The following is a 21,028-nucleotide window of genomic DNA, read 5'->3' as shown; positions in this document are numbered from 1 at the left end:
GTCGTTCGGTCATTGGCCTGCGTGCGCTGATGACCGGAGCGCCCACCCGGAGGACCGCACTTGCCCATGATCCATATCCCGAAAGCCGAATACGCCCGTCGCCGCAAAGCCTTGATGGCGCAGATGGAGCCCAACAGCATCGCCATCCTCCCGGCAGCCGCTGTGGCCATTCGAAATCGTGATGTCGAACATGTGTACCGCCAGGACAGCGACTTTCAATACTTGAGCGGCTTCCCCGAGCCGGAAGCGGTGATCGTACTGATCCCCGGTCGGGAATATGGCGAGTACGTGCTGTTCTGCCGCGAGCGCAATGCCGAGCGAGAGCTGTGGGATGGCTTGCGTGCTGGGCAGGACGGCGCGATCAGCGAGTACGGCGCCGACGACGCATTCCCCATCACGGACATCGACGACATCCTGCCGGGCCTGATTGAAGGGCGCGACCGGGTGTATTCCTCGATGGGCAGCAACCCCGAGTTTGATCGCCATGTCATGGAGTGGATCAACGTGATCCGCTCGAAGGCGCACTTGGGCGCGCAGCCGCCGAAAGAATTCGTTGCGCTGGATCACCTGCTCCACGACATGCGCCTGTATAAATCGGCAGCGGAAGTGAAGGTGATGCGCGAAGCGGCGCAAATTTCTGCTCGCGCCCACGTTCGGGCCATGCAGGCCAGTCGTGCCGGTCTGTACGAGTTCAGCCTCGAAGCCGAGCTGGATTACGAATTTCGCAAGGGCGGGGCGAAGATGCCGGCTTACGGTTCCATCGTCGCGTCGGGCCGCAACGGCTGCATTCTTCACTACCAGGAAAACGACGCGCCGTTGAAGGACGGCGATCTGGTGTTGATCGACGCGGGCTGCGAGATCGATTGCTACGCCAGCGACATCACGCGGACGTTTCCAGTCAGCGGGAAGTTTTCAGCGGAGCAGAAAGCGATCTACGAACTGGTGCTCAAATCCCAGGAAGCGGCGTTCGCGGCGATCAAACCGGGCAACCACTGGAACCAGGCCCACGAGGCCACGGTGCACGTGATCACTGCCGGGCTGGTCGAACTGGGCCTGTTGCAAGGCGAGGTCAGTGAACTGATCGCCAGCGAGGCGTACAAAGCTTTTTATATGCACCGCGCCGGGCACTGGCTAGGCATGGATGTGCATGACGTCGGCGAATACAAGGTCGGCGGCGAATGGCGTGTGCTGGAAGTCGGCATGGCGCTGACCGTTGAACCGGGTATTTACGTGTCGCCGGACAATCAGAACGTCGCGAAGAAATGGCGCGGAATTGGTGTACGAATCGAGGACGATGTCGTGGTGACCAAAAAAGGCTGTGAAATCCTCACCGGTGGCGTGCCCAAGACGGTGGCTGACATCGAGGCCCTGATGGCCGCTGCGCGAACCGAAGCTGCATGAGCCGTTTCAATCTGGCGATTGTGGGTGGCGGGCTGGTCGGCGCGAGTCTGGCGCTGGCGTTGCAGGCGGGTGCCAAGGCGCGGGGCTGGAAGATCGTCATGATCGAACCCTTCGCGCCGGGCGATACCTATCAACCGAGTTACGACGCGCGTTCATCGGCGCTGTCCTTCGGCGCTCGGCAAATTTACGAACGCCTGGGCCTGTGGCAGCAGATCAGCCGCCGCGCCGAGCCAATCCTGCAAATCCAGGTTTCCGACAAAGGCCGTTTTGGCGCAGCGCGTCTGTCCTCGATGCAGGAAGGCGTACCCGCGCTGGGCTATGTGGTGGAAAACGCCTGGCTCGGGCAATGCCTCTGGCAGGGTCTTGATAAAGATGTGATTACCTGGCGCGTGCCCGCTGAAGTCAAACAGATGCAGGCGCAGCCCGAAGGCTATCGCCTGACCCTGAACGACGACACCCAGTTGGACTGCGACCTGGCGATCCTTGCGGATGGCGGCCGCTCGAATCTGCGCGAACAGCTCGGCATCGGCGTGCGCGCCACGCCATACGATCAGAGCGCGTTGATCGCCAACATCACCCCCGGCGAGGCCCATTGCGGTCAGGCGTTCGAGCGCTTCACCGAAGAAGGCCCGATGGCGCTACTGCCGTTGCCGGAAAATCGCTGTGCGTTGGTCTGGACTCGCAAACCGGACGAAATCAAACGGCTGATGGCATTGGACGACCGCAGTTTCCTCAGCGAATTACAGAGCGTGTTCGGTTACCGACTCGGCGCGCTGAAGCAGGTCGGCGTACGCCACACTTACCCGCTGTCGTTGATCGAAGCGGAAGAGCAAGTGCGCTCGCATCTGGTGGTGTTGGGCAACGCCGCGCACAGCCTGCACCCGATTGCCGGGCAGGGCTTCAACCTGTCCCTGCGCGATGCCGCGTCATTGGCCGAAGCGCTGCTCGCCAGCGATGCGACGCCGGGGGATCTGACGACCTTGCAGGCCTACCGCGACCGCCAATTTCTGGACCAGAAACTGACCGTGGGCTTTTCCGATCAGGTCACGCGCCTGTTTGGGAGCCAGCAGGCGGCGATCACGGCAGGGCGCAATATCGGCCTGCTCGGTCTCGACCTGCTGCCGTCGGCCAAAAGCTGGTTTGCTCGTCAGGCCATGGGGCTGGGAACGCGGGCCGATGTTTGACCCCTTCTTTTATTCGTGGCTAATGCCGCACTTCATTCCGTGGCGCCAGCCACCAACGAGACGATTCAAAGCATGGAAACGCGCGCAGATCTGCTGATTGTCGGGGCCGGAATGGTCGGTAGCGCACTCGCGCTGGCGCTGCAAAACAGCGGGTTGAACATTCTGGTGGTCGATGGCAGCCCGTTGAGCGTCAAACCGTTCGACGCGAGCACGCCCTTCGAACCGCGTGTCAGCGCGTTGTCGGCGGCGAGCCAGCGGATTCTTGAGCGTCTGAATGTCTGGGAAGGCATGGTCTCGCGGCGCGTCAGCCCTTACAGCGACATGCACGTGTGGGACGGCAGCGGCACGGGCAAGGTGCATTTCTCCGCATCCAGCGTGCACGCGCAGGTGCTGGGTCATATCGTCGAAAACCGTGTGGTTCAGGATGCGTTGGTCGAGCGTTTGCACGATTCCGACATTGGCCTGCTGGCCAATGCGCGCCTGGAACAGATCCGGCATTCCGGGGATGACTGGCTGCTGACCCTGTCCGATGGTCGCACCCTGCGTGCGCCACTGGTGGTCGCAGCCGACGGCGCCAACTCCACGGTTCGACGCATGACCGGCATGGCCACCCGCGAATGGGACTACATGCATCACGCCATTGTCACCAGCGTGCGCACGGCACAATCCCACCAAAGGACGGCGTGGCAGCGTTTCACCGACGAAGGCCCTCTCGCGTTCTTGCCGCTTGAGCGTGAAGGCGAGCATTGGTGCTCCATCGTCTGGTCGGTCACGCCCGAAGAGTCCGAGCGCTTGATGAGGCTGGAAGATGACGCGTTCTGTCGCGAGCTTGAGAAGGCGTTCGAAGGCTGTTTGGGTCAAGTTATTTCAGCCGATCCGCGTTTGTGTGTCCCGCTGCGTCAGCGTCATGCCAAGCGGTACGTGGCGGACGGGCTGGCGTTGATCGGCGATGCGGCGCACACCATTCACCCATTGGCAGGCCAGGGCGTAAACCTGGGGTTCCTTGATGCGGCCGTGCTGGCCGAAGTACTTCACAACGCCGTAGAGCGCGGCGAGCGTCTGGCGGACCAAAAGGTGTTGAGTCGCTTTGAGCGCCGTCGCATGCCTCATAACCTGGCGCTGATGGCCGCGATGGAGGGCTTTGAGCGTCTGTTCCAGGCCGATCCGTTGCCAGTGCGTTGGTTGCGCAATACCGGTTTGAAGATGGTCGATCAGTCATCTGAAGCCAAGGCGATGTTCGTTCGCCAGGCGTTGGGGTTGACCGGTGATTTGCCGGAGCTGGCGAAGATCTGATCCCGCCTGTTTCGCGTTGGGAACGGGACTCTCTGTAGGAGCGAATTCATTCGCGAAGATGCGTCAGGCGCCAGAGGTGTGTCGGTCTTCATACGCCCCTCGCGAATAAATTCGCTCCTACAGATGACCGCTCCTTTCAGACGTCTCGGCATCATCTCACGCTGCAACATCTGGTAACTGCTCGATCCGGACTTCGTGGATGCGATTCACTACCATTTCGCCTCATTTTGAAAACGTGAGATTTCAGCATGCAGGCGAGCAAGCGTCTTCTGGCTGTCCTGGCATTGTCCGTGCTCGGCAGCACCGCCCAGGCCGCTGATGAAGTGGTGGTGTATTCCTCCCGAATCGACGAGCTGATCAAACCGGTCTTCGATGCCTACACCGCCAAAACCGGTGTGAAGGTCAAGTTCATCACCGACAAGGAAGCGCCGCTGATGCAGCGCATCAAGGCCGAGGGGCAGAACGCGACGGCGGACCTGCTGCTCACGGTCGATGCCGGCAACCTCTGGCAGGCTGAGCAGATGGGCATTCTCCAGCCCTTCACCTCGCCGGTGATCGACGAAAACATTCCCCCGCAATACCGCGCTGCCAGTCACGCCTGGACCGGCTTGAGCCTGCGCGCGCGGACCATCGCGTATTCGACCGACCGGGTTAAGCCAGCGGAACTGACCACCTACGAGGCGTTGGCTGACAAACAGTGGGAAGGCCGCCTGTGCCTGCGCACGGCGAAGAAGGTTTACAACCAGTCGCTGACCGCCACGCTGATCGAAACCCACGGCGCCGAGGCTTCAGAAAAAGTGCTCAAGGGCTGGGTCAACAACCTTTCCACCGACGTGTTTTCGGATGACATCGCCGTATTGGAAGCGATCAACGCTGGGCAATGCGATGTGGGGATCGTCAACACCTATTACTACGGCCGCCTGCACAAGCAAAACCCGGATCTGGCCGTGCGCCTGTTCTGGCCCAACCAGACGGACCGTGGCGTTCACGTCAACCTGTCGGGCATCGGCCTGACTAAACACGCGCCACACCCCGAAGCTGCGAAAGCGTTGGTGGAGTGGATGACAGGGCCTGACGCGCAAAAGATTTTCTCGGGCACCAACCAGGAATTCCCTGCAAACCCGAAAGTGGCACCGTCGGAAGAAGTGGCGAGCTGGGGCGAGTTCAAGGCCGACACCATTCCTGTGGAAATTGCCGGACGCCGCCAGGCCGAGGCGATTCGCATGATGGATCGTGCGGGTTGGAATTGATTCTGCGCCGCATCGACATCTGATCGATCATCGACACCGCAGCCAACACACGTTTCTGTGAGAGCGAATTCATTCGCGAAATATGCGTCAGGCGATGCAGGTATATGCGCTTGGCGCCGCATCGCGAATGAATTCGCTCCCACAGTGATTCTCTACGACTCACAGACTTTCTGAGACCCCCTTTGGCCCATCCCGCCCAGCGCCGCTGGTATCCCCTCGTTTTTGCCATCGCTGCGCTCGTCCTTCTGCCGCTGAGCGTTTTGCTGCTCTCGTGGGACACCGTGGATCATGAAATCTGGTCCCACCTGTGGGAAACCCAGATGCCGCGCCTGCTTGGCAACACACTCACGCTGGTGATCGGTGTGGGCGTGGGCGTGACGATTTTGGGCGTCAGTCTGGCGTGGCTTACGGCCCTGTGCGAATTCCCCGGCCGTCGCTGGCTCGATTGGGCCTTGATGCTGCCGTTTGCCATCCCTGCTTATGTATTGGCCTTCGTGTTCGTCGGCCTGCTCGACTTCGCGGGCCCCGTACAAACGCTGATGCGCGAATGGTTTGGCACCGGCATCCGCTTTCCTCGCGTACGCTCCACCGGCGGGGTGATCGTCGTGCTGGTGCTGGTCTTCTATCCCTACGTTTACCTGCTGGCGCGCACGGCGTTCCTCGCTCAAGGGAAGGGCTTGATGGAGGCGGCGCGGATTCTCGGACAGTCTCCCTGGCAGGCGTTCTGGCGCGTGGCGCTACCGATGGCACGACCGGCAATCGGCGCGGGCGTCGCGTTAGCCCTGATGGAAACCCTCGCAGATTTCGGTGCGGTTTCCGTTTTTAATTTCGACACCTTCACCACCGCCATTTACAAGACTTGGTATGGGTTCTTCAGCCTGTCGAGTGCAGCTCAGCTTGCGAGTCTTCTGCTGCTGGCGGTGATGCTGCTGTTGTACGGCGAGCATCGTGCGCGGGGCGCCAGTCGCACCAGCAACGAGCGGCCCCGAGTCCAAGCCCTCTATCACTTGCACGGCCTCAAGGCGGTTGCGGCATCCACTTGGTGTGGGCTGGTCTTTGCCTGCGCGTTTGTGGTGCCGCTGTTGCAATTGATCGTGTGGGTCTGGCAGCGCGGGCGTTTTGATCTGGACGAGCGTTACACCGGGCTGATCCTGCACACGCTGTATCTCGGCGGTATCGCGGCGCTGGTGACGGTCAGCGTGGCGATGGTGCTGGTATTTGCTCGCCGACTGGCGCCGACCCGTGCGATTCGTTCGGGTGTCAGCCTGGCCAACATCGGCTATGCGCTGCCGGGTTCCGTGCTGGCGGTGTCGATCATGCTGGCATTCAGTTATCTGGACCGTGAGCTGGTGGTGCCGCTGTCCAGCTGGCTGGGGGGCGCGGGCAAGCCACTGTTGCTCGGCAGCCTGGCAGCGTTGGTGCTGGCGTATCTGGTGCGTTTCATTGCCGTCGCGTACGGCCCCCTGGAAAACAGCCTGTCGCGGATTCGCCCGTCGCTCCCCGAGGCGGCCCGCAGCTTGGGTGTCAGTGGGCCACGTTTGTTTTTCAAGATTTATCTGCCGTTGTTGATTCCCGGCACCTTGAGCGCTGCATTGCTGGTGTTCGTCGACGTCCTTAAGGAAATGCCCGCCACGTTGCTGATGCGCCCGTTTGGCTGGGACACGCTGGCGGTGCGCATCTTTGAAATGACCAGCGAAGGCGAGTGGGCGCGAGCGGCTTTACCGGCGCTGACATTGGTCCTTGTCGGTTTACTCCCGGTGATTGGCCTGATCAGACGTTCGGCCAGACCCATCGGCTAGGTGCGGGGGCACGACCTTGCGGCTACAATGCGCCGCAATCGACGCGGTCTGTCAGACAATTCCGCATATTCGCAAAGGCTTCAGACCCCAAATTACGGGGGATTTGCGGTAATTGTGAGACGCCGCGTCTTCGCCAAGCCCGGAAGGAGACACCCATGGGACAGCGTACGCCCCTGTTTGACCTGCACCTCGCCCTCGGCGCGAAGCTGGTCGATTTTGGTGGTTGGGATATGCCGTTGCACTACGGATCACAGGTCGAAGAACACCATCAGGTGCGCCGCGACTGTGGGATTTTCGACGTGTCGCATATGCACGTCATCGACATCACCGGCAGCCAAGCCAAGGCCTGGCTGCAACACCTGCTGGCCAATGACGTCGGCAGGTTGCAGCACACCGGGCGCGCGCTCTACAGCGCGATGCTCGACACCCAAGGTGGGATCGTCGACGACATGATCGTCTACCTCACCGACTCGGGTTATCGATTGGTGGTCAACGCAGCCACCGGCGCCAAGGACCTGGCCTGGATGAACGCCCACCTTTCCGGTTTCGACGTGCACCTGACGCACCGTTCCGAGTTGGCCATGCTGGCCATTCAGGGGCCGCACGCCCGACAGAAGATCGCCGAACTCGTCACACAAGCCCGCACTGAACTGATCCACACCTTGCGACCGTTCGAAGGTCAGCAGGAAGGTGACTGGTTTATCGCGCGCACCGGATACACCGGGGAAGACGGGCTGGAAATCATCCTGCCAGGCGATCAGGCCTGCAGCTTTTTCAACGACATGGTGGGCGCGGGCATTCCGCCAATTGGTCTGGGCGCTCGTGACACGCTGCGTCTCGAAGCGGGGATGAATCTCTACGGTCAGGAAATCGACGAACAGGTCTCACCGTTAATCTCCAATATGGCCTGGACAGTCGCATGGACCCCAGAGGATCGCGATTTCATCGGACGCGCCGCGTTGGCGGCTGAACGAGCGAAAGGGGCTGCCTCAAAGCTTGTAGGGCTTGTCCTGGAGGAGCGTGGTGTTTTGCGCGCACATCAGGTCGTCCGAATAGCGGAAGTTGGCGAAGGAGAGATCACCAGTGGTAGTTTCTCTCCTACGCTAAGCAAGTCGATTGCCTTGGCGCGTGTGCCGGTTGCGACAGGTGACCGCGCCGAGGTGGAGATTCGCGGCAAGTGGTACCCGGTTCGCGTGGTTCAGCCGACCTTTGTGCGACACGGCAAGACCCTGGTTTAACCCGGTTTTCAAGAACAATTCCCTTTGGCGGGCTTTCCGCTGACCTGATGATGTAGAGAGGACAAAGACTATGAGCAACGTTCCCGCCGAGCTGCGTTTTGCCGAAAGCCACGAATGGGCCAAGCAAGAGGGTGATCTGATTGTTGTCGGTATTTCCGATCATGCGCAGGAAGCGCTGGGTGACGTGGTGTTCGTCGAGCTGCCGGAAATTGGCAAGGTGTTCGCTGCCGGCGACGCGGCGGGTGTGGTCGAGTCAGTCAAAGCGGCTTCTGACATCTACTCGCCGGTTGCCGGTGAAGTGGTAGAAGTGAACGAAGCGCTGGGCGACGCCCCGGAATCGCTGAACTCCGACTCTTACGGCGCATGGATCTTCAAGGTCAAGCCAAGCAATGCCCAAGGCGATCTCGCCAAACTGCTGGACGCTGCCGGTTACAAGGCTGCCATCGGCGAATAAGCCACCGCAAAGGCGTTTGTAGGCGCGCGCTTGGTCCGGGTCGTACGTGACCAAGCACGCTCCTGCACAGGCTTACTGCTCAGCCACCAGATTCTTCGCCAGAATCGCGTTGGCCAGATCCATGTCCGACGCATTCAGGCTCGGATTGTCCTGACGCACCTGATTCAGCGCCGCTTCCAGATACGGGCCACGAATGGCGCCGTTGCTGGCGACGAAGCTGCCTGCATCGTCCTGCGCTGCGACGATCAGTTTGTGATGCCGGAAGGTCAGGTAGGTCGAACCGGTGGTGGCGCCAGACGACAGAACGTCGCGCAGGAAACCGTCAGCCATTGCTGAACCGACCGGCAGGGAAAGCAAAGCTAACGTGGCTACAGCAAGTTTTAGACGCATGACGGGGGTACTCCGACTTTGGTTGTTCTGAAACGATTTGATACGCCGCGTCCTGATCTAGTTCCACAACCTCCGTTAAAACCTCGCGGCAGTCACTCCTCTAGCGCCTTCTCGATTCGACAAATCACGCTGCTTCGACCTTCAAAATCGCGCCTTCCTGCGCAATCACGCGCACATGATCCCCAGCAGGCGTATCTGGCCCGACCACCATCCACACCCCGTCACCGACCTTGATCTTGCCGCGCCCGCCGACGATCGCGTCATGCACGACGAAGGTCCGGCCAATCAGCTCCGAGCCCCGCATGTTCAGGCCTGGCTGGTCAGATTTGCGCAACACGTTACGCTGTCGCCGCCACCAGTACAGCGCCGTGAGCACCGACAGCACGGCGAACAGCAGAAACTGCACTTCCCAGCTCATGGCCGGGATGATGTACGTGAGAATGCCGACACCTGCCGCTGCCACGCCGATCCAGAGCAGATAGCCGCCCGCACCGAAGACTTCCAGAATCAGCAGCACCGTGCCCAGTCCCAGCCAGTCCCAGAACGACAGATTTTGCAGGTAATCCCACATGGCTCAGACCCGCTTGCCGGTGTCGGGTCTGCTCTTGTCGAGCGGTCCCTTGTCGAACGTCGCTTTGACGATTTCCCCGATTCCGCCAATGGCGCCGATCATTTGGCTCGCCTCCAGAGGCATCAGGATGACCTTGCTGTTGTTCGCCGACGACAGCCTGCCCAGCGCGTCGATGTATTTTTGCGCGACGAAATAATTGATGGCTTGCACGTCACCGGCGGCAATGGCCTCGGACACCACTTGCGTCGCACGGGCCTCGGCTTCTGCCTGACGTTCCCGGGCCTCGGATTCGAGAAACGCGGCCTGACGCTCACCTTCGGCTTCGAGGATTTGCGCCTGTTTCTTGCCTTCGGCAGTCAGAATGGCCGACGCGCGCAGGCCCTCGGCTTCAAGAATCTGTGCGCGCTTGATCCGCTCGGCCTTCATCTGCCCGGACATGGCCGCCATCAAGTCGGCGGGCGGGCTGATGTCCTTGATCTCGATTCGTGTGATTTTGATGCCCCACGGCGCGGTCGCCTCATCGACGATGCGCAGCAGGCGTTCGTTGATGCCATCGCGCTGGCTGAGCATGGCGTCCAATTCCATTGAGCCGAGCACGGTGCGGATGTTGGTCTGCAGCAAGTTGCGGATCGCATGCTGCAGGTTGTTGACCTCGTACGCCGCCTGGGCGCAGTTGACCACCTGATAGAAGCACACCGCGTCGATTTGCACCGTCGCGTTGTCGGACGTGATGACTTCCTGCGGCGGGATGTCGAGCACGGTTTCCATCATATTGATCTTGTGCCCGATGCGATCCACCACCGGCACGATGATGTTCAAACCCGGCTTCAGGGTGTTGGTGTAGCGACCGAAACGCTCGACGGTCCACTGATACCCCTGCGGCACGACCTTGAACCCCATGAACACGATGGCGATGGCCAACGCGACGAAGAGTAAAACCACACTACCAATTTGCATAACCTGTCCCTGTCGATTGCTGAGTGAAGAATGCGGCGAAGAGTACGGGGATCGGAATCCGTTCTGCGAATATTTCTTGTAACAGCCCCGCTCAAGGCGCCAGCGTATGGGTCACGCAAGCGACTCATTGAAGAATAGCTCGCGCATCAGGTTGAAGACCGTGGTCTTCACGGCGGTGTCGAGCGAGGTCCACGCAAGCCCGGTCACGGCACGGTAATCGCCAAGCTGCAAAGGTCGCGACACGACGTTGGGCGGCAGCGCCCGTCCCGCGTGATAGGGCAGCAGGCCGATGCCCAGCCCAGCGGACACGAGGGCGAGCATCGTCGTGAATTCACCCAACTCTTCCGCCACCTCAAGCTTGCCGCCCTCATGAGCAATCGCCCGCAACAGCCCGTCGTGAAAACCGGCTGCGTAGCGCCGGGCAAGCATCAGGACCGGCAGATGCGCCAAGGCTTGCACATCGAGGCTTTCCAACGCCGTCAGCGGATGATCGGCGGGCAGGGCGACGATGATGGGTTCGTGCAGCACCACCTGCGTCTGCACACCGGCATGGGGGGCGGGCAGGCGCATCAGGCCGAAGTCGAGCTGTCCGCTTTTGAGGGCGTGCACCTGTTCCGGCCCCGGCATGTCCTTGAGTTCCAGCTGAATGCCGGGATAACGCTGATGCGACTGCCGGATAAGCGTGGGCAGCAGCTCAGGCAGCACTGAGGAGACGAACCCCAACCGAATGCGCCCCGTCTCGCCACGCCCCAATCCGCGCGCCACATCGGCTGAATGCTGCGCCTGATGCAGCGTTGCCCGGGCTTCGTCGAGGAACAGCTGTCCGGTCTCGGTCAGCGTCACCGAATGCCGATTGCGGTCGAGCAGGCGAACGCCCAGCCACGTCTCCAGTGACTTGATCTGCATGCTCAAGGCGGGCTGAACAATGGCCAGCCGCTGGGCAGCTCGACCAAAATGCAGCTCCTCCGCCAGCGTCACAAAGGCCCGTAGATGCTTGAGTTCCAAGGCGACTCCGTTGGTGATCAAAAATAATGATCAGCCGATCATCAACGACCATTGGACCCGGTACGAAGGATGCGCTGAAGTATCGACTTTTACGGATGATGGACGTTGACGCGACTCATCACAACGGATGATTCGATATCGGTCCGACACGAGGAGACACCATGGCCGTTCTGGAAAGCTTTCGCCTTGATGGAAGAGTGGCGCTCATCACCGGGTCCAGTGCGGGTATCGGCTTGGCGATTGCGCGGGGGCTGGCAGAGGCGGGCGCGCGCGTCGTCCTCAATGGGCGCAACGTCGAAACGCTGCAATCGGCGGCTGCGGCGCTGGCTGCTGAGGGGCACGAGGTCCACACTCAGTCTTTCGACGTCACTGACAGCACAGCAGTGAGCGCGGCGGTTCAGGACATCGAACAGCGCGTCGGCCCGCTGGAAATTCTAGTCAACAACGCAGGCATTCAGCGTCGTGCGCCATTGGCCGAATTCAGCGAAGCGAACTGGAGCGAGCTGATGCGGACCAACCTCGACAGCGCTTTTTTCGTCGGGCAGGCCGTCGCCCGGTGCATGATTCCTCGCGGGCGGGGGCGGATCATCAATATCTGTTCGGTCCAGAGTGAGCTGGGACGCCCGAACATCGCCCCTTACGCTGCGAGCAAGGGCGCGCTGAAAATGCTGACCAAGGGCATGGCGATCGATTGGGGTCCGCACGGGCTGAGCGTCAACGGGATCGGGCCGGGGTATTTCAAAACCGAGCTCAATGCGGCGCTGGTCGCGAACCCTGAGTTCAGCGACTGGCTGGTGCAGCGCACGCCGAGTCGTCGCTGGGGTGAACTCTCTGAGCTCGCAGGGGCTGCGGTCTTCCTCGCGTCCGATGCCTCCAGCTTCGTCAACGGCCACATTCTTTATGTCGATGGCGCCATCACGGCGTCGTTGTGATTCGGAGAGCTTCCATGCAAGCCATTGTCTGCCACGCCCCGAAAGACCTGCGCGTCGAAGCCGAGGAGCAAACCTCCGCGCTGACCTCTGGCCAGTTGCGCGTGCGCGTCGCCCGGGGCGGCATCTGCGGTTCGGATCTGCATTACTACCAGCACGGCGGTTTTGGGGCCGTGCGCCTGAAAGAGCCCATGGTGCTGGGCCATGAAATCTCCGCGGTCGTCGAAGAAGTGGGCGACGCGCAGAGCGGTTTCAGTGTCGGCCAGCGCGTTTCGGTATCGCCTTCGCGCCCCTGTGGCGGCTGCAAATACTGTCACGAAGGGCTGCCCAACCACTGCCTGAACATGCGTTTTTACGGCAGCGCGATGCCATTCCCTCACATTCAGGGTGCCTTTCGCGAAACCCTGGTGATCGACAGCAGCCAGGCGCACCTGTTGGCGCCGACGACGACCCTGGCCGAGGGCGCGCTGGCCGAGCCGTTGTCAGTAGGATTACACGCGATCCAGCGTGCGGGCGGTGTGTTCGGCAAGCGCGTGCTGGTGACCGGCTGCGGACCGATCGGCAACCTGTTGATTGGCGGCCTACGCGCTGCCGGTGCGTTGCAGATTGTGGCGGCGGACCTCAGCGACAGCGCCTTGGCGTGCGCTCGTCAAATGGGCGCCAGTGAGGCGCACAATCTGAAAGACGAACCTGAAGCACTGACCCGTTACACCGCCGAGAAAGGGCATTTCGACGTGATGTTCGAAGCCTCCGGAAGCGCTCAGGCCTTGCGCGACGGCCTGACTTGCGTACGGCCCCGAGGCGTGGTCGTGACGGTCGGGCTTGGTGGCGATGTGTCGATCCCGTTGAATCTGGTGGTCGGCAAAGAGATCGACCTGCGCGGCACCTTCCGCTTTCACCCTGAATTCGCGCAGGCGGTGGATTTATTGAACCGCAAGGTGATCGATGTGAACCCGGTGATTTCTCACACGATCCCGTTCAACGACGCGGTTCAGGCGTTCGAATTGGCGGGGGACAAGCAGCAAGCAATGAAAGTGGTGCTGGATTTTGGGGTCAAGGATCTGTGAACACCTGTTGTGGGAGCGAGTTATTCGCGAGAAATGGCATGACCGATACGGCTTTATCGTCTGGTCTGCCGCCTCGCGAATAAATTCGCTCCTACAGAGGGATGCGCGTCTGACTCAGACCTGGCGGCACAGACAAACCTCTGTAGGAGCGAATTCATTCGCGATTGGCCAGTACAGACGACGGAGATGCAGTGGATGTTCTACCTTTCGCGAATAAATTCGCTCCCACAGGGAGGGGGGGCGCTCATCCCGGTGCTATCGCTGTTCGCTCTGCGGCGTCACGCGCAGCACTTCTTCGATGGTGGTCAGTCCCGCCGCGACTTTTTGTGCGCCTGAGAGACGCAGGCTGCGCATGCCGTCCTTGAAGCCCTGCCGACGCAACGCGGTGAGGTCGAGGTCGGCCGTGATCAGCGTCTTGACGGCGTCCGACATCAGCATGATTTCGTACACCCCCGCACGTCCTCTGTAGCCCGTGTCTCGACACTCTGCGCACCCCACCGCCCGGTGCGCACCGCTCGGCACACCTGCTTGCCAAGGCCGGGTCAGGGCCTGCCAGTCCGCTTCGTCGATTTCCACCGGCGCTTTGCAGTGCGGGCACAGCGTTCGCACCAGACGTTGCGCCATAACCCCCAGAATCGTGGCTTTGAGCAGGTAATGCGGCACGCCCAGTTCCAACAGACGGCTGATGGCACTCGGCGCATCGTTGGTGTGCAGGGTCGAGAGCACCAAGTGACCGGTGAGCGCGGCCTGAATTGCCATTTCAGCGGTCTCCAGGTCGCGAATCTCGCCGATCATGATGATGTCCGGGTCTTGCCGCATCAGTGCGCGTACGCCACTGGCGAAGGACAGATCGATGTTGTGCTGCACCTGCATCTGGTTGAACGCAGGCTCGACCATCTCGATCGGGTCCTCGATGGTGCAGAGGTTTACCTCCGAGGTCGCCAGTTTTTTCAGTGTCGTGTACAGCGTCGTGGTCTTGCCGGAACCCGTCGGCCCGGTCACCAGAATGATGCCGTTAGGCTGGTGGGTCATGCCTTCCCAGCGCCGCAGGTCATCACCGGAAAAGCCCAGTTGGTCGAAGTCCTTGAGCAGCACCTCCGGGTCGAAAATCCGCATCACCATTTTCTCGCCGAACGCGGTGGGCAAGGTCGAGAGACGCAACTCCACTTCGCCGCCATCGGGGGTCTTGGTTTTGACGCGGCCGTCCTGAGGTTTGCGCTTCTCGGCAACGTTCATCCGGCCCAGACTTTTCAGGCGGCTGGTGACCGCCATCGTCACCTGTGGCGGGAATTGATAGACGTTGTGCAACACGCCATCGATGCGAAAGCGCACGGTGCCCGCTTCGCGACGGGGCTCGATGTGAATATCGCTCGCGCGCTGTTGATAGGCGTACTGGAACAGCCAATCCACGATATTGACGATGTGCGCATCGTTGGCGTCTGGCTCCTGATCGCTGGCACCGAGCTTGAGCAACTGTTCGAAGTTGCCCAGATTGCTCACTTTTTGATCAGTCGCACTGGCGCCACTGACCGATTTCGCCAGCCGGTAAAACTCCACGGCCAGTTTCTGCACATCGACCGGGTTGGCGACCACGCGCTTGATCGGCATTTTCAGCACGTGCATCAGGTCGGCTTCCCACGCCTTCACGTACGGCTGGGCGCTGGCGATGGTCACGCATTCCCGGTCTACGGCGACGGCGAGAATCTTGTGGCGCTGGGCGAAGGCGTAGGACATCAGCGGCGTAACGGCGGCCACGTTGATTTTCAGCGGGTCAATGCGCAGGTAGGGCTGACCCGCCTGCTCGGCGAGCCAGGCGGTGAGGGATTCGAGGTCGAGTTTTTTGCCGGGGCGCTTGAGGTTCTCAAACTGCTGAGCGGCGATGAATTCAAGAGGATGGGTTTGCAGGTTCTGCGCGGTGCGGCGCAAGGTCAGTGCGTATTCGGCATTGTCCTGATCGAGATAACCCTGTGCGACCAGATCGCGCAGAACTTCATTGAGATCCAGCCAGCGGTCCTGGGACGAGGGGGCAAGGACGGACATGCGGGCTCCTTTGGACGAGACGGCTTACTTCGTAGGTAAGCAAGAGTAGTCCCAAGCGTGCCAGTTGTTGCGTCCTGCAGGTAGTGAAGCGTTGCCAATATTTTCGGCGTTCTCAACCGACAGCCAGTGAGACGGGCTCGGATAGGACGTGAAAATCGCCGATGGGTTCCAGCTCCACTGAACAAACATTGATCAAATTGCGCATTTTTTCGCCAATCACCTGCGCGCGATGCCACGTCATGCCGTCCACTTCCACTTCGATCATCAGCATGCCTTCCTGCTGCAAGACGCTGACCTGTTGTGGAGTCAGGTACTGCATCGCGAAGTAATTCAGCACCCGGCAGATCAGGTCTGGCTCGGCTTCGGCAAGAATCTGGTAACGCGAGCGGCAGTGCGCGTTGTTGGCCGACCAGGCGTCATGACGATGCGGGGTAGGAACGGCTTCGAGGTGCGGCATGCTGAACTCTCCTGTTTCGTCTATGAAATGGGTGGGCTGACGAGTGGAAGAGAGTTTTACATGCGGAAAAAGAAATATCTGGTCGGTCTTGGGCCGTATTAAACTTATTTCGACTTGTTAATGCGCCATCAAAAGTTTCTGAGAATAAATTATGCAAATCGAGTTGGATGCCTACGACCGTAAGATTCTGGCCCTGCTTCAAGAGGACGCGTCGCTCTCCAGTGCGCAGATCGCCGAAGCGGTCGGACTGTCGCAATCGCCGTGTTGGCGCAGGATTCAGCGACTCAAGGACGAGGGCGTGATCCGGCGGCAGGTCACACTGCTGGACCGCAAGAAAATCGGGTTGAACACGCAGATTTTCGCCGAGGTGAAACTCAACGCCCACGGCCGCTCGAACTTCACGGAATTCACCGAAGCGATTCGCGGGTTTCCGGAGGTGTTGGAGTGTTACGTGTTAATGGGGTCGGTGGACTTCTTGCTGCGCATTGTGACGCCAGACATCGAGGCGTATGAGCGGTTTTTCTTCGAGAAACTGTCACTGGTGCCGGGGATTCAGGAGGTGAATTCGACGGTGGCCTTGTCGGAAATCAAATCGACGACGAGTTTGCCGATCGTCCGATGACGCAGATCCTGTAGTAGTGAGCTTGCTCGCGATTGCGGTATGCCATTCAGCATCTCCATAGCTGACATATAGCTATCGCGAGCAAGCTCACTCCTACAGTAGGGATTGCGATGTTGCTTAAAGCTTCAACAGCGTCTTCCATGCCCGGCTTTGCAGCACGGTGATGGTCTGTTGCACGCGGGCGTCGAGGATTTCGTCGCTGATGTCCAGGTGTGCCAGTTGCTCCAGCTTGTTCAGCTCGCCGTATAAACGGTCCAGCTCAGGCAGTTCAACGGTCTGGCGGGCGTAGTGCAGCCAGACTTGAATGCGCTCGATGCGCGGCAGTTGCTCGGCCAGGTCTTCCGGCTGCTGCTGATAACGCGCGAGATTCAACGCAATGGCCTCGTCACCGAGGAAGCGCGGGACCCAGCTGCTCAGCATCGCGTTGCCCTGACGATTGCCGCGGTTGTTGCGCTCGGCGGTCCAACTGCGTTCCATCAGCCAGCGCGAGGTCGTCAGCGAGAACAGGCCCCAACGCGGGTCTTCCAGCTCTTCGATGAATTGCTCGTGGGCAGCGGCGCGAACATCCGCGTCTTCCTGACCGGCCTGAACCAGCGTGCGCCAGTCTTCGAGCAGGGCGTCCAGCGCGGCGCGCAGGTCATGGGTACTGGCGCGTGGGGCGGCCTGGCCGAGGCTGCCGGTCAAGGCGCGCAGTTCGGCGAGCACTTCCACCCACTCCTGCAACAGGCTCCAGTGGCCATTGAAGCGATATTGCTCGGCCAGACGCTGGCTGCTGCCCAACAGATACCAGGCCAGCGCGCTATAGGCGTCGTCCACGGATGTTTCGGCATGCAACTCTGGCAGCGGCAATTTGACCGAGTAGCTGCCGGCATCGAACAGGCGATAGCCGCGCTCGGCCTTGCTGATGTCACACGGCATCAGCGCCAGTTTTTCAGCCAGCTCGGCGGCCAGTTCCAACAACGCGGCAGGCTCACCTTCGCGCAGCTCGAGTTCCAGCTCGCAGATTTCTTCCTTCTGCTTGCCGACGATGACGTTGCCCAAGTCCAGCGCCGCTTCGATCACGACCTTGGATTTGCCACGGCCCCAAGCAATCTCGGCTTTCTCACGCACGAAATCGGTGGTGAACAGCGGTTTGATGGTTTTTTTGTCCAGATCGGCGAGTTGCTCGGGCCAGCATTCGCCGTCGAGTTTTTTCAGGTCCAGCTTGGCCTTGGGCAGATCCCAGTTGTACTCGTTGCGCTCGGACAGCCCGGCCACGCTCTGGCCACGGGTCTTCAACGTCTGGATGATCGCGTCGCCATCACGGCGCAGGCGCAGGGCCACTTTGGCATGGGCCAGCTCGCGCTCGGGGGTGTCGAAGTACTGGTTGAACAGCTCCAGCCGCTCCCAGCCACTTTTGTTGCGTTTTTTCAGCAGCGGGTGATCGCGCAGGGCAGTCAGGGTTTCTCGGCTGACGCGGAGTTTGATTTCGGTTTCTTTCTGCATGGCCGGGAATCCAGGCGCGCTATCGCGGATAGGCGCTCTATCTCTTGAACAAGGGGACGCAGCCGGAATCGACACAGCTGCGCGGGTCGTGCAGTGTACAGGACATCACCCGTGACAGTTTATTCCAGCGGCCCAATCACCCTATGATGGTTCGCACATTGCGCCTGCATTAGAGGACACGCCTATGCCGTTGCCGTCCATGAAAGACCAGTTCGCGGCCCTGATCGCCGCGCCTTCTGTGAGCTGCACGCAGCCCGCGCTAGACCAATCCAACCGCACCGTCATCGACCTGTTGGCTACGTGGTTGGGCGATCTGGGTTTCGCGTGTGACATCCAGCAAGTCAGCCCCGGCAAATTCAATCTGCTGGCGACCTACGGCACTGGCCCTGGCGGTCTCGTGCTATCGGGCCACAGCGACACCGTCCCGTATGACGACGCGCTGTGGAAGACCGATCCGCTGAAGCTGACAGAAGTGGACGGCAGTTGGGTGGGACTCGGCAGCTGCGACATGAAAGGCTTTTTCGCGCTGGCCATCGAAGCGTTGCAGCCTTTGCTCGACAAACCCTTCAAGCAACCGCTGATCATCCTCGCGACCTGTGACGAGGAAAGCTCAATGGCGGGCGCCAAGGCCCTCGCGGCAGCGGGAGGCGTGTTGGGGCGTGCCGCAGTGATTGGCGAGCCGACCGGCCTCAAGCCGATTCGCCTGCACAAAGGTGTGATGATGGAGCGCATCGACATTCTCGGGCGCAGTGGCCATTCGTCGGACCCCAGCCTGGGACACAGCGCTCTCGAAGCGATGCACGACGCGATTGGCGCGCTCAAAGGCCTGCGCCAGCAATGGCAAACCCAGTTCAACAATCCCCAATTCAGCGTGCCGCAGCCGACCATGAACTTCGGCTGCATCCACGGTGGCGACAACCCCAACCGCATTTGTGGCCAGTGTTCGCTGGAGTTCGACCTTCGCCCGCTGCCGGGCATGGACCCGGAAATGCTCCGCGCCGCGATTCGCCAGAAGCTGCAACCGCTGGCCGAGCAGCATCACGTGAAGATCGACTACGCGCCGCTGTTCTCGGAATGCGCGCCGTTCGAACAGAGCGCCGATGCGGAACTGGTAAGGGTCGCCGAGCGTCTGACGGGTCATACGGCTGAAGCAGTGGCATTTGGCACCGAAGCGCCTTATCTTCAGCGCCTTGGTTGCGAAACGATCGTGCTGGGGCCGGGCGACATTGCTTGCGCGCACCAGCCGGGCGAATATCTCGAAATGTCACGTTTGCAGCCTACAGTGCGTCTATTGCGTCAATTGATCGAACATTACTGCCTGACTCCGATGTGAGTTGGCACTACAGCCCAAACCCATCCAGAAGGAGAGTACGCGTGTTGCGATGCCTGTTCCGACGATAAAGCTCATGCCGCTGTGAGTGTTTTCACCCTTCGTCCCTCTTTATTACAGGCTCATTCGGATATGCCCGATTACGTCAATTGGCTCCGCCACGCGTCTCCCTACATCAATGCCCACCGGGATTGCACCTTCATCGTCATGCTGCCCGGCGACGGCGTTGAACACCCGAACTTCGGCAACATCGTCCACGACCTGGTGCTCTTGCACAGCCTGGGCGTACGTCTTGTGCTGGTTCACGGCTCTCGTCCGCAAATCGAAAGTCGCCTTGAAGCGCGCGGTATCACGCCGCATTTTCACCGCGAATTGCGTGTCACCGACGCTGCCACCCTGGAATGCGTGATCGACGCCGTGGGAGCGTTGCGGATTGCGATCGAAGCGCGCCTGTCGATGGACATGGCCGCGTCGCCGATGCAGGGCTCGCGGCTGCGCGTCACTGGCGGCAATTTCGTCACGGCCCGCCCGATTGGCGTGCTGGAAGGCGTCGACTATCAACACACCGGCGAAGTCCGTCGGATCGACCGCAAAGGGATCAATCGCCTGCTCGACGAACGCTCCATTGTGCTGCTGTCGCCTCTGGGCTACTCGCCGACGGGAGAAATCTTCAACCTCGCCTGCGAAGACGTCGCCACCCGCGCCGCCATCGACTTGGGTGCTGAAAAGCTGCTGCTGTTCGGCGCTGAATCCGGCCTGATGGACGAGCAGGGGCGTCTGGTGCGTGAACTGCGGCCTCAACAAGTCCCGGCCCACTTGCAGCGCCTTGGCAGCAACTATCAGGCGGAATTGCTGGACGCCGCTGCACAGGCTTGCCGTGGCGGCGTGGCGCGCAGTCATATCGTCAGTTATGCCGAGGATGGTGCGCTGCTCTCCGAACTCTTCACCCGCGCGGGCGGCGGTACGCTCGTGGCGCAGGAACAGTTCGAGCTGGTGCGCGAGGCGTCGATTGGCGACGTTGGCGGCCTGATCGATCTGATCACGCCGCTAGAAGAGCAAGGCATTCTGGTGCGCCGTTCCCGCGAAGTGCTGGAGCGCGAGATAGAGCAGTTCAGCGTGGTCGAGCGTGAAGGGCTGATCATTGCCTGTGCGGCGTTGTACCCGATTGCCGATTCCGAAGCGGGCGAGCTGGCGTGTCTGGCGGTGAATCCCGAATACCGTCACGGCGGGCGCGGCGACGAGCTGCTTGAGCGCATCGAAGAGCGGGCAAAGGCTCAGGGTTTGAAGACGTTGTTCGTCCTCACGACCCGTACGGCCCACTGGTTCCGCGAGCGCGGTTTCGAGCCGAGCAGCGTTGATCGCCTGCCGAGCGCCCGTGCGTCGCTGTACAACTATCAGCGTAATTCGAAGATTTTCGAGAAGGCGATTTAGTTCTGCATGCGATGCGCTTTTGATTCTGGCCGGAGGCCGTAGGAGCTGGCTTGCCTGCGATCTGACGCGCAGCGGCAGCAATATCTGCAACCGCGACCATCCTGACACCACGAGGTCGTCTGGTT

19 protein-coding genes are annotated in these 21,028 nt (G+C 60.8%); 12 read left to right on the top strand and 7 right to left on the bottom strand.

The genetic code is table 11. The annotated features are described in order from the left end of the window. Positions 1-66 precede the first annotated feature (66 nt). The 7 genes from pepP (at position 67) to gcvH (ending at position 8,619) form a co-directional block, all read left to right on the top strand. The gene (pepP, locus tag AAEO81_RS29680) at positions 67-1,401 is read left to right on the top strand and encodes a Xaa-Pro aminopeptidase (RefSeq protein ID WP_341960723.1); all 1,335 of its coding nucleotides are present in this window, start codon (positions 67-69) and stop codon (positions 1,399-1,401) included. Next, positions 1,398-2,585: a 2-octaprenyl-6-methoxyphenyl hydroxylase gene (ubiH, locus tag AAEO81_RS29675; protein WP_341960722.1), complete on the top strand. Its 1,188-nt coding sequence runs from the start codon at positions 1,398-1,400 to the stop codon at positions 2,583-2,585. The genes pepP and ubiH overlap by 4 nt, the downstream gene beginning before the upstream one ends. Before the next feature lie 72 nt (positions 2,586-2,657). Further along, a complete protein-coding gene (locus tag AAEO81_RS29670; RefSeq protein WP_166594144.1) occupies positions 2,658-3,878 on the top strand; it encodes a 2-octaprenyl-3-methyl-6-methoxy-1,4-benzoquinol hydroxylase in 1,221 nt (406 codons plus the stop codon). A gap of 248 nt (positions 3,879-4,126) precedes the next feature. Next, a complete protein-coding gene (locus AAEO81_RS29665; RefSeq protein ID WP_341960719.1) occupies positions 4,127-5,128 on the top strand; it encodes an extracellular solute-binding protein in 1,002 nt (333 codons plus the stop codon). A 182-nt stretch (positions 5,129-5,310) separates the two neighbouring features. Next, positions 5,311-6,927 carry an iron ABC transporter permease gene (locus tag AAEO81_RS29660; protein ID WP_341960718.1) on the top strand — a complete coding sequence of 539 codons (1,617 nt, stop codon included), beginning with the start codon at positions 5,311-5,313 and terminating at the stop codon, positions 6,925-6,927. A gap of 155 nt (positions 6,928-7,082) precedes the next feature. After that, complete coding sequence (gene gcvT / locus AAEO81_RS29655; RefSeq protein ID WP_341960717.1) at positions 7,083-8,165, top strand: glycine cleavage system aminomethyltransferase GcvT; 1,083 nt, start codon at positions 7,083-7,085, stop codon at positions 8,163-8,165. A 70-nt stretch (positions 8,166-8,235) separates the two neighbouring features. Continuing rightward, positions 8,236-8,619, top strand: coding sequence for a glycine cleavage system protein GcvH (gcvH, locus tag AAEO81_RS29650; protein WP_341960715.1), 384 nt, complete (start codon positions 8,236-8,238; stop codon positions 8,617-8,619). A 72-nt stretch (positions 8,620-8,691) separates the two neighbouring features. Here gcvH and AAEO81_RS29645 read toward each other — a convergent pair whose 3' ends face one another. From AAEO81_RS29645 to AAEO81_RS29630, 4 genes are all read right to left on the bottom strand, one after another. Then, positions 8,692-9,009, bottom strand: coding sequence for a DUF2388 domain-containing protein (locus AAEO81_RS29645; RefSeq protein ID WP_166594149.1), 318 nt, complete (start codon positions 9,007-9,009; stop codon positions 8,692-8,694). Between the two features lie 124 nt (positions 9,010-9,133). Further along, a complete protein-coding gene (locus AAEO81_RS29640; protein WP_341960714.1) occupies positions 9,134-9,580 on the bottom strand; it encodes an NfeD family protein in 447 nt (148 codons plus the stop codon). A 3-nt stretch (positions 9,581-9,583) separates the two neighbouring features. Continuing rightward, the gene (locus AAEO81_RS29635) at positions 9,584-10,537 is read right to left on the bottom strand and encodes an SPFH domain-containing protein (protein WP_166594151.1); all 954 of its coding nucleotides are present in this window, start codon (positions 10,535-10,537) and stop codon (positions 9,584-9,586) included. A gap of 111 nt (positions 10,538-10,648) precedes the next feature. Continuing rightward, the gene (locus tag AAEO81_RS29630) at positions 10,649-11,542 is read right to left on the bottom strand and encodes a LysR substrate-binding domain-containing protein (protein ID WP_341960712.1); all 894 of its coding nucleotides are present in this window, start codon (positions 11,540-11,542) and stop codon (positions 10,649-10,651) included. 161 nt (positions 11,543-11,703) lie between these two features. On the opposite strand from AAEO81_RS29630, the gene AAEO81_RS29625 reads away from it, so the two are divergent. Further along, on the top strand, positions 11,704-12,474 hold the full coding sequence (locus tag AAEO81_RS29625; protein ID WP_341960710.1) for a glucose 1-dehydrogenase: 771 nt from the start codon (positions 11,704-11,706) through the stop codon (positions 12,472-12,474). A 14-nt stretch (positions 12,475-12,488) separates the two neighbouring features. After that, positions 12,489-13,538, top strand: coding sequence for an L-idonate 5-dehydrogenase (locus AAEO81_RS29620; protein WP_341960708.1), 1,050 nt, complete (start codon positions 12,489-12,491; stop codon positions 13,536-13,538). Between the two features lie 255 nt (positions 13,539-13,793). Here AAEO81_RS29620 and AAEO81_RS29615 read toward each other — a convergent pair whose 3' ends face one another. Both AAEO81_RS29615 and AAEO81_RS29610 read right to left on the bottom strand, forming a co-directional pair. Continuing rightward, entirely contained in the window at positions 13,794-15,578 is a 1,785-nt protein-coding gene (locus AAEO81_RS29615; protein ID WP_166594155.1) for a GspE/PulE family protein, read from the bottom strand. Positions 15,579-15,690: 112 nt separating this feature from the next. Beyond that, positions 15,691-16,035, bottom strand: coding sequence for a hypothetical protein (locus AAEO81_RS29610; protein ID WP_341960707.1), 345 nt, complete (start codon positions 16,033-16,035; stop codon positions 15,691-15,693). A 151-nt stretch (positions 16,036-16,186) separates the two neighbouring features. Between AAEO81_RS29610 and AAEO81_RS29605 the strand changes: the two genes are divergently transcribed. Next, a complete protein-coding gene (locus tag AAEO81_RS29605; protein ID WP_341960706.1) occupies positions 16,187-16,657 on the top strand; it encodes an Lrp/AsnC family transcriptional regulator in 471 nt (156 codons plus the stop codon). Positions 16,658-16,774: 117 nt separating this feature from the next. Here AAEO81_RS29605 and AAEO81_RS29600 read toward each other — a convergent pair whose 3' ends face one another. Further along, positions 16,775-18,142 carry a CYTH domain-containing protein gene (locus AAEO81_RS29600; protein WP_341960705.1) on the bottom strand — a complete coding sequence of 456 codons (1,368 nt, stop codon included), beginning with the start codon at positions 18,140-18,142 and terminating at the stop codon, positions 16,775-16,777. Between the two features lie 184 nt (positions 18,143-18,326). Here AAEO81_RS29600 and argE point away from each other — a divergent pair, with 184 nt between their 5' ends. Together argE and argA are read left to right on the top strand one after the other, a co-directional pair. Then, on the top strand, positions 18,327-19,475 hold the full coding sequence (argE, locus tag AAEO81_RS29595; RefSeq protein WP_341960703.1) for an acetylornithine deacetylase: 1,149 nt from the start codon (positions 18,327-18,329) through the stop codon (positions 19,473-19,475). A gap of 129 nt (positions 19,476-19,604) precedes the next feature. Further along, the gene (gene argA / locus AAEO81_RS29590; RefSeq protein ID WP_296187740.1) at positions 19,605-20,903 is read left to right on the top strand and encodes an amino-acid N-acetyltransferase; all 1,299 of its coding nucleotides are present in this window, start codon (positions 19,605-19,607) and stop codon (positions 20,901-20,903) included. The last annotated feature ends 125 nt before the right edge of the window (positions 20,904-21,028 follow it).

The organism is Pseudomonas sp. RC10, assembly GCF_038397775.1.
Taxonomy (GTDB): Bacteria; Pseudomonadota; Gammaproteobacteria; order Pseudomonadales; family Pseudomonadaceae; genus Aquipseudomonas; species Aquipseudomonas bambusae.
Note: the sequence above shows the minus strand (reverse complement) of the source record. Positions and strands in the feature narration are given on the sequence as shown.

Excerpts from the sequence above, each read along its gene's own strand:
- pepP (WP_341960723.1), top strand. The coding sequence starts at position 67 with ATGATCCATATCCCGAAAGCCGAATACGCCCGTCGCCGCAAAGCCTTG.
- ubiH (WP_341960722.1), top strand. The coding sequence starts at position 1,398 with ATGAGCCGTTTCAATCTGGCGATTGTGGGTGGCGGGCTGGTCGGCGCG.
- AAEO81_RS29670 (WP_166594144.1), top strand. The coding sequence starts at position 2,658 with ATGGAAACGCGCGCAGATCTGCTGATTGTCGGGGCCGGAATGGTCGGT.
- AAEO81_RS29665 (WP_341960719.1), top strand. The coding sequence starts at position 4,127 with ATGCAGGCGAGCAAGCGTCTTCTGGCTGTCCTGGCATTGTCCGTGCTC.
- gcvT (WP_341960717.1), top strand. The coding sequence starts at position 7,083 with ATGGGACAGCGTACGCCCCTGTTTGACCTGCACCTCGCCCTCGGCGCG.
- gcvH (WP_341960715.1), top strand. The coding sequence starts at position 8,236 with ATGAGCAACGTTCCCGCCGAGCTGCGTTTTGCCGAAAGCCACGAATGG.
- AAEO81_RS29645 (WP_166594149.1), bottom strand. The coding sequence starts at position 9,009 with ATGCGTCTAAAACTTGCTGTAGCCACGTTAGCTTTGCTTTCCCTGCCG.
- AAEO81_RS29640 (WP_341960714.1), bottom strand. The coding sequence starts at position 9,580 with ATGTGGGATTACCTGCAAAATCTGTCGTTCTGGGACTGGCTGGGACTG.
- AAEO81_RS29635 (WP_166594151.1), bottom strand. The coding sequence starts at position 10,537 with ATGCAAATTGGTAGTGTGGTTTTACTCTTCGTCGCGTTGGCCATCGCC.
- AAEO81_RS29625 (WP_341960710.1), top strand. The coding sequence starts at position 11,704 with ATGGCCGTTCTGGAAAGCTTTCGCCTTGATGGAAGAGTGGCGCTCATC.
- AAEO81_RS29620 (WP_341960708.1), top strand. The coding sequence starts at position 12,489 with ATGCAAGCCATTGTCTGCCACGCCCCGAAAGACCTGCGCGTCGAAGCC.
- AAEO81_RS29615 (WP_166594155.1), bottom strand. The coding sequence starts at position 15,578 with ATGTCCGTCCTTGCCCCCTCGTCCCAGGACCGCTGGCTGGATCTCAAT.
- AAEO81_RS29610 (WP_341960707.1), bottom strand. The coding sequence starts at position 16,035 with ATGCCGCACCTCGAAGCCGTTCCTACCCCGCATCGTCATGACGCCTGG.
- AAEO81_RS29605 (WP_341960706.1), top strand. The coding sequence starts at position 16,187 with ATGCAAATCGAGTTGGATGCCTACGACCGTAAGATTCTGGCCCTGCTT.
- AAEO81_RS29600 (WP_341960705.1), bottom strand. The coding sequence starts at position 18,142 with ATGCAGAAAGAAACCGAAATCAAACTCCGCGTCAGCCGAGAAACCCTG.
- argE (WP_341960703.1), top strand. The coding sequence starts at position 18,327 with ATGCCGTTGCCGTCCATGAAAGACCAGTTCGCGGCCCTGATCGCCGCG.
- argA (WP_296187740.1), top strand. The coding sequence starts at position 19,605 with ATGCCCGATTACGTCAATTGGCTCCGCCACGCGTCTCCCTACATCAAT.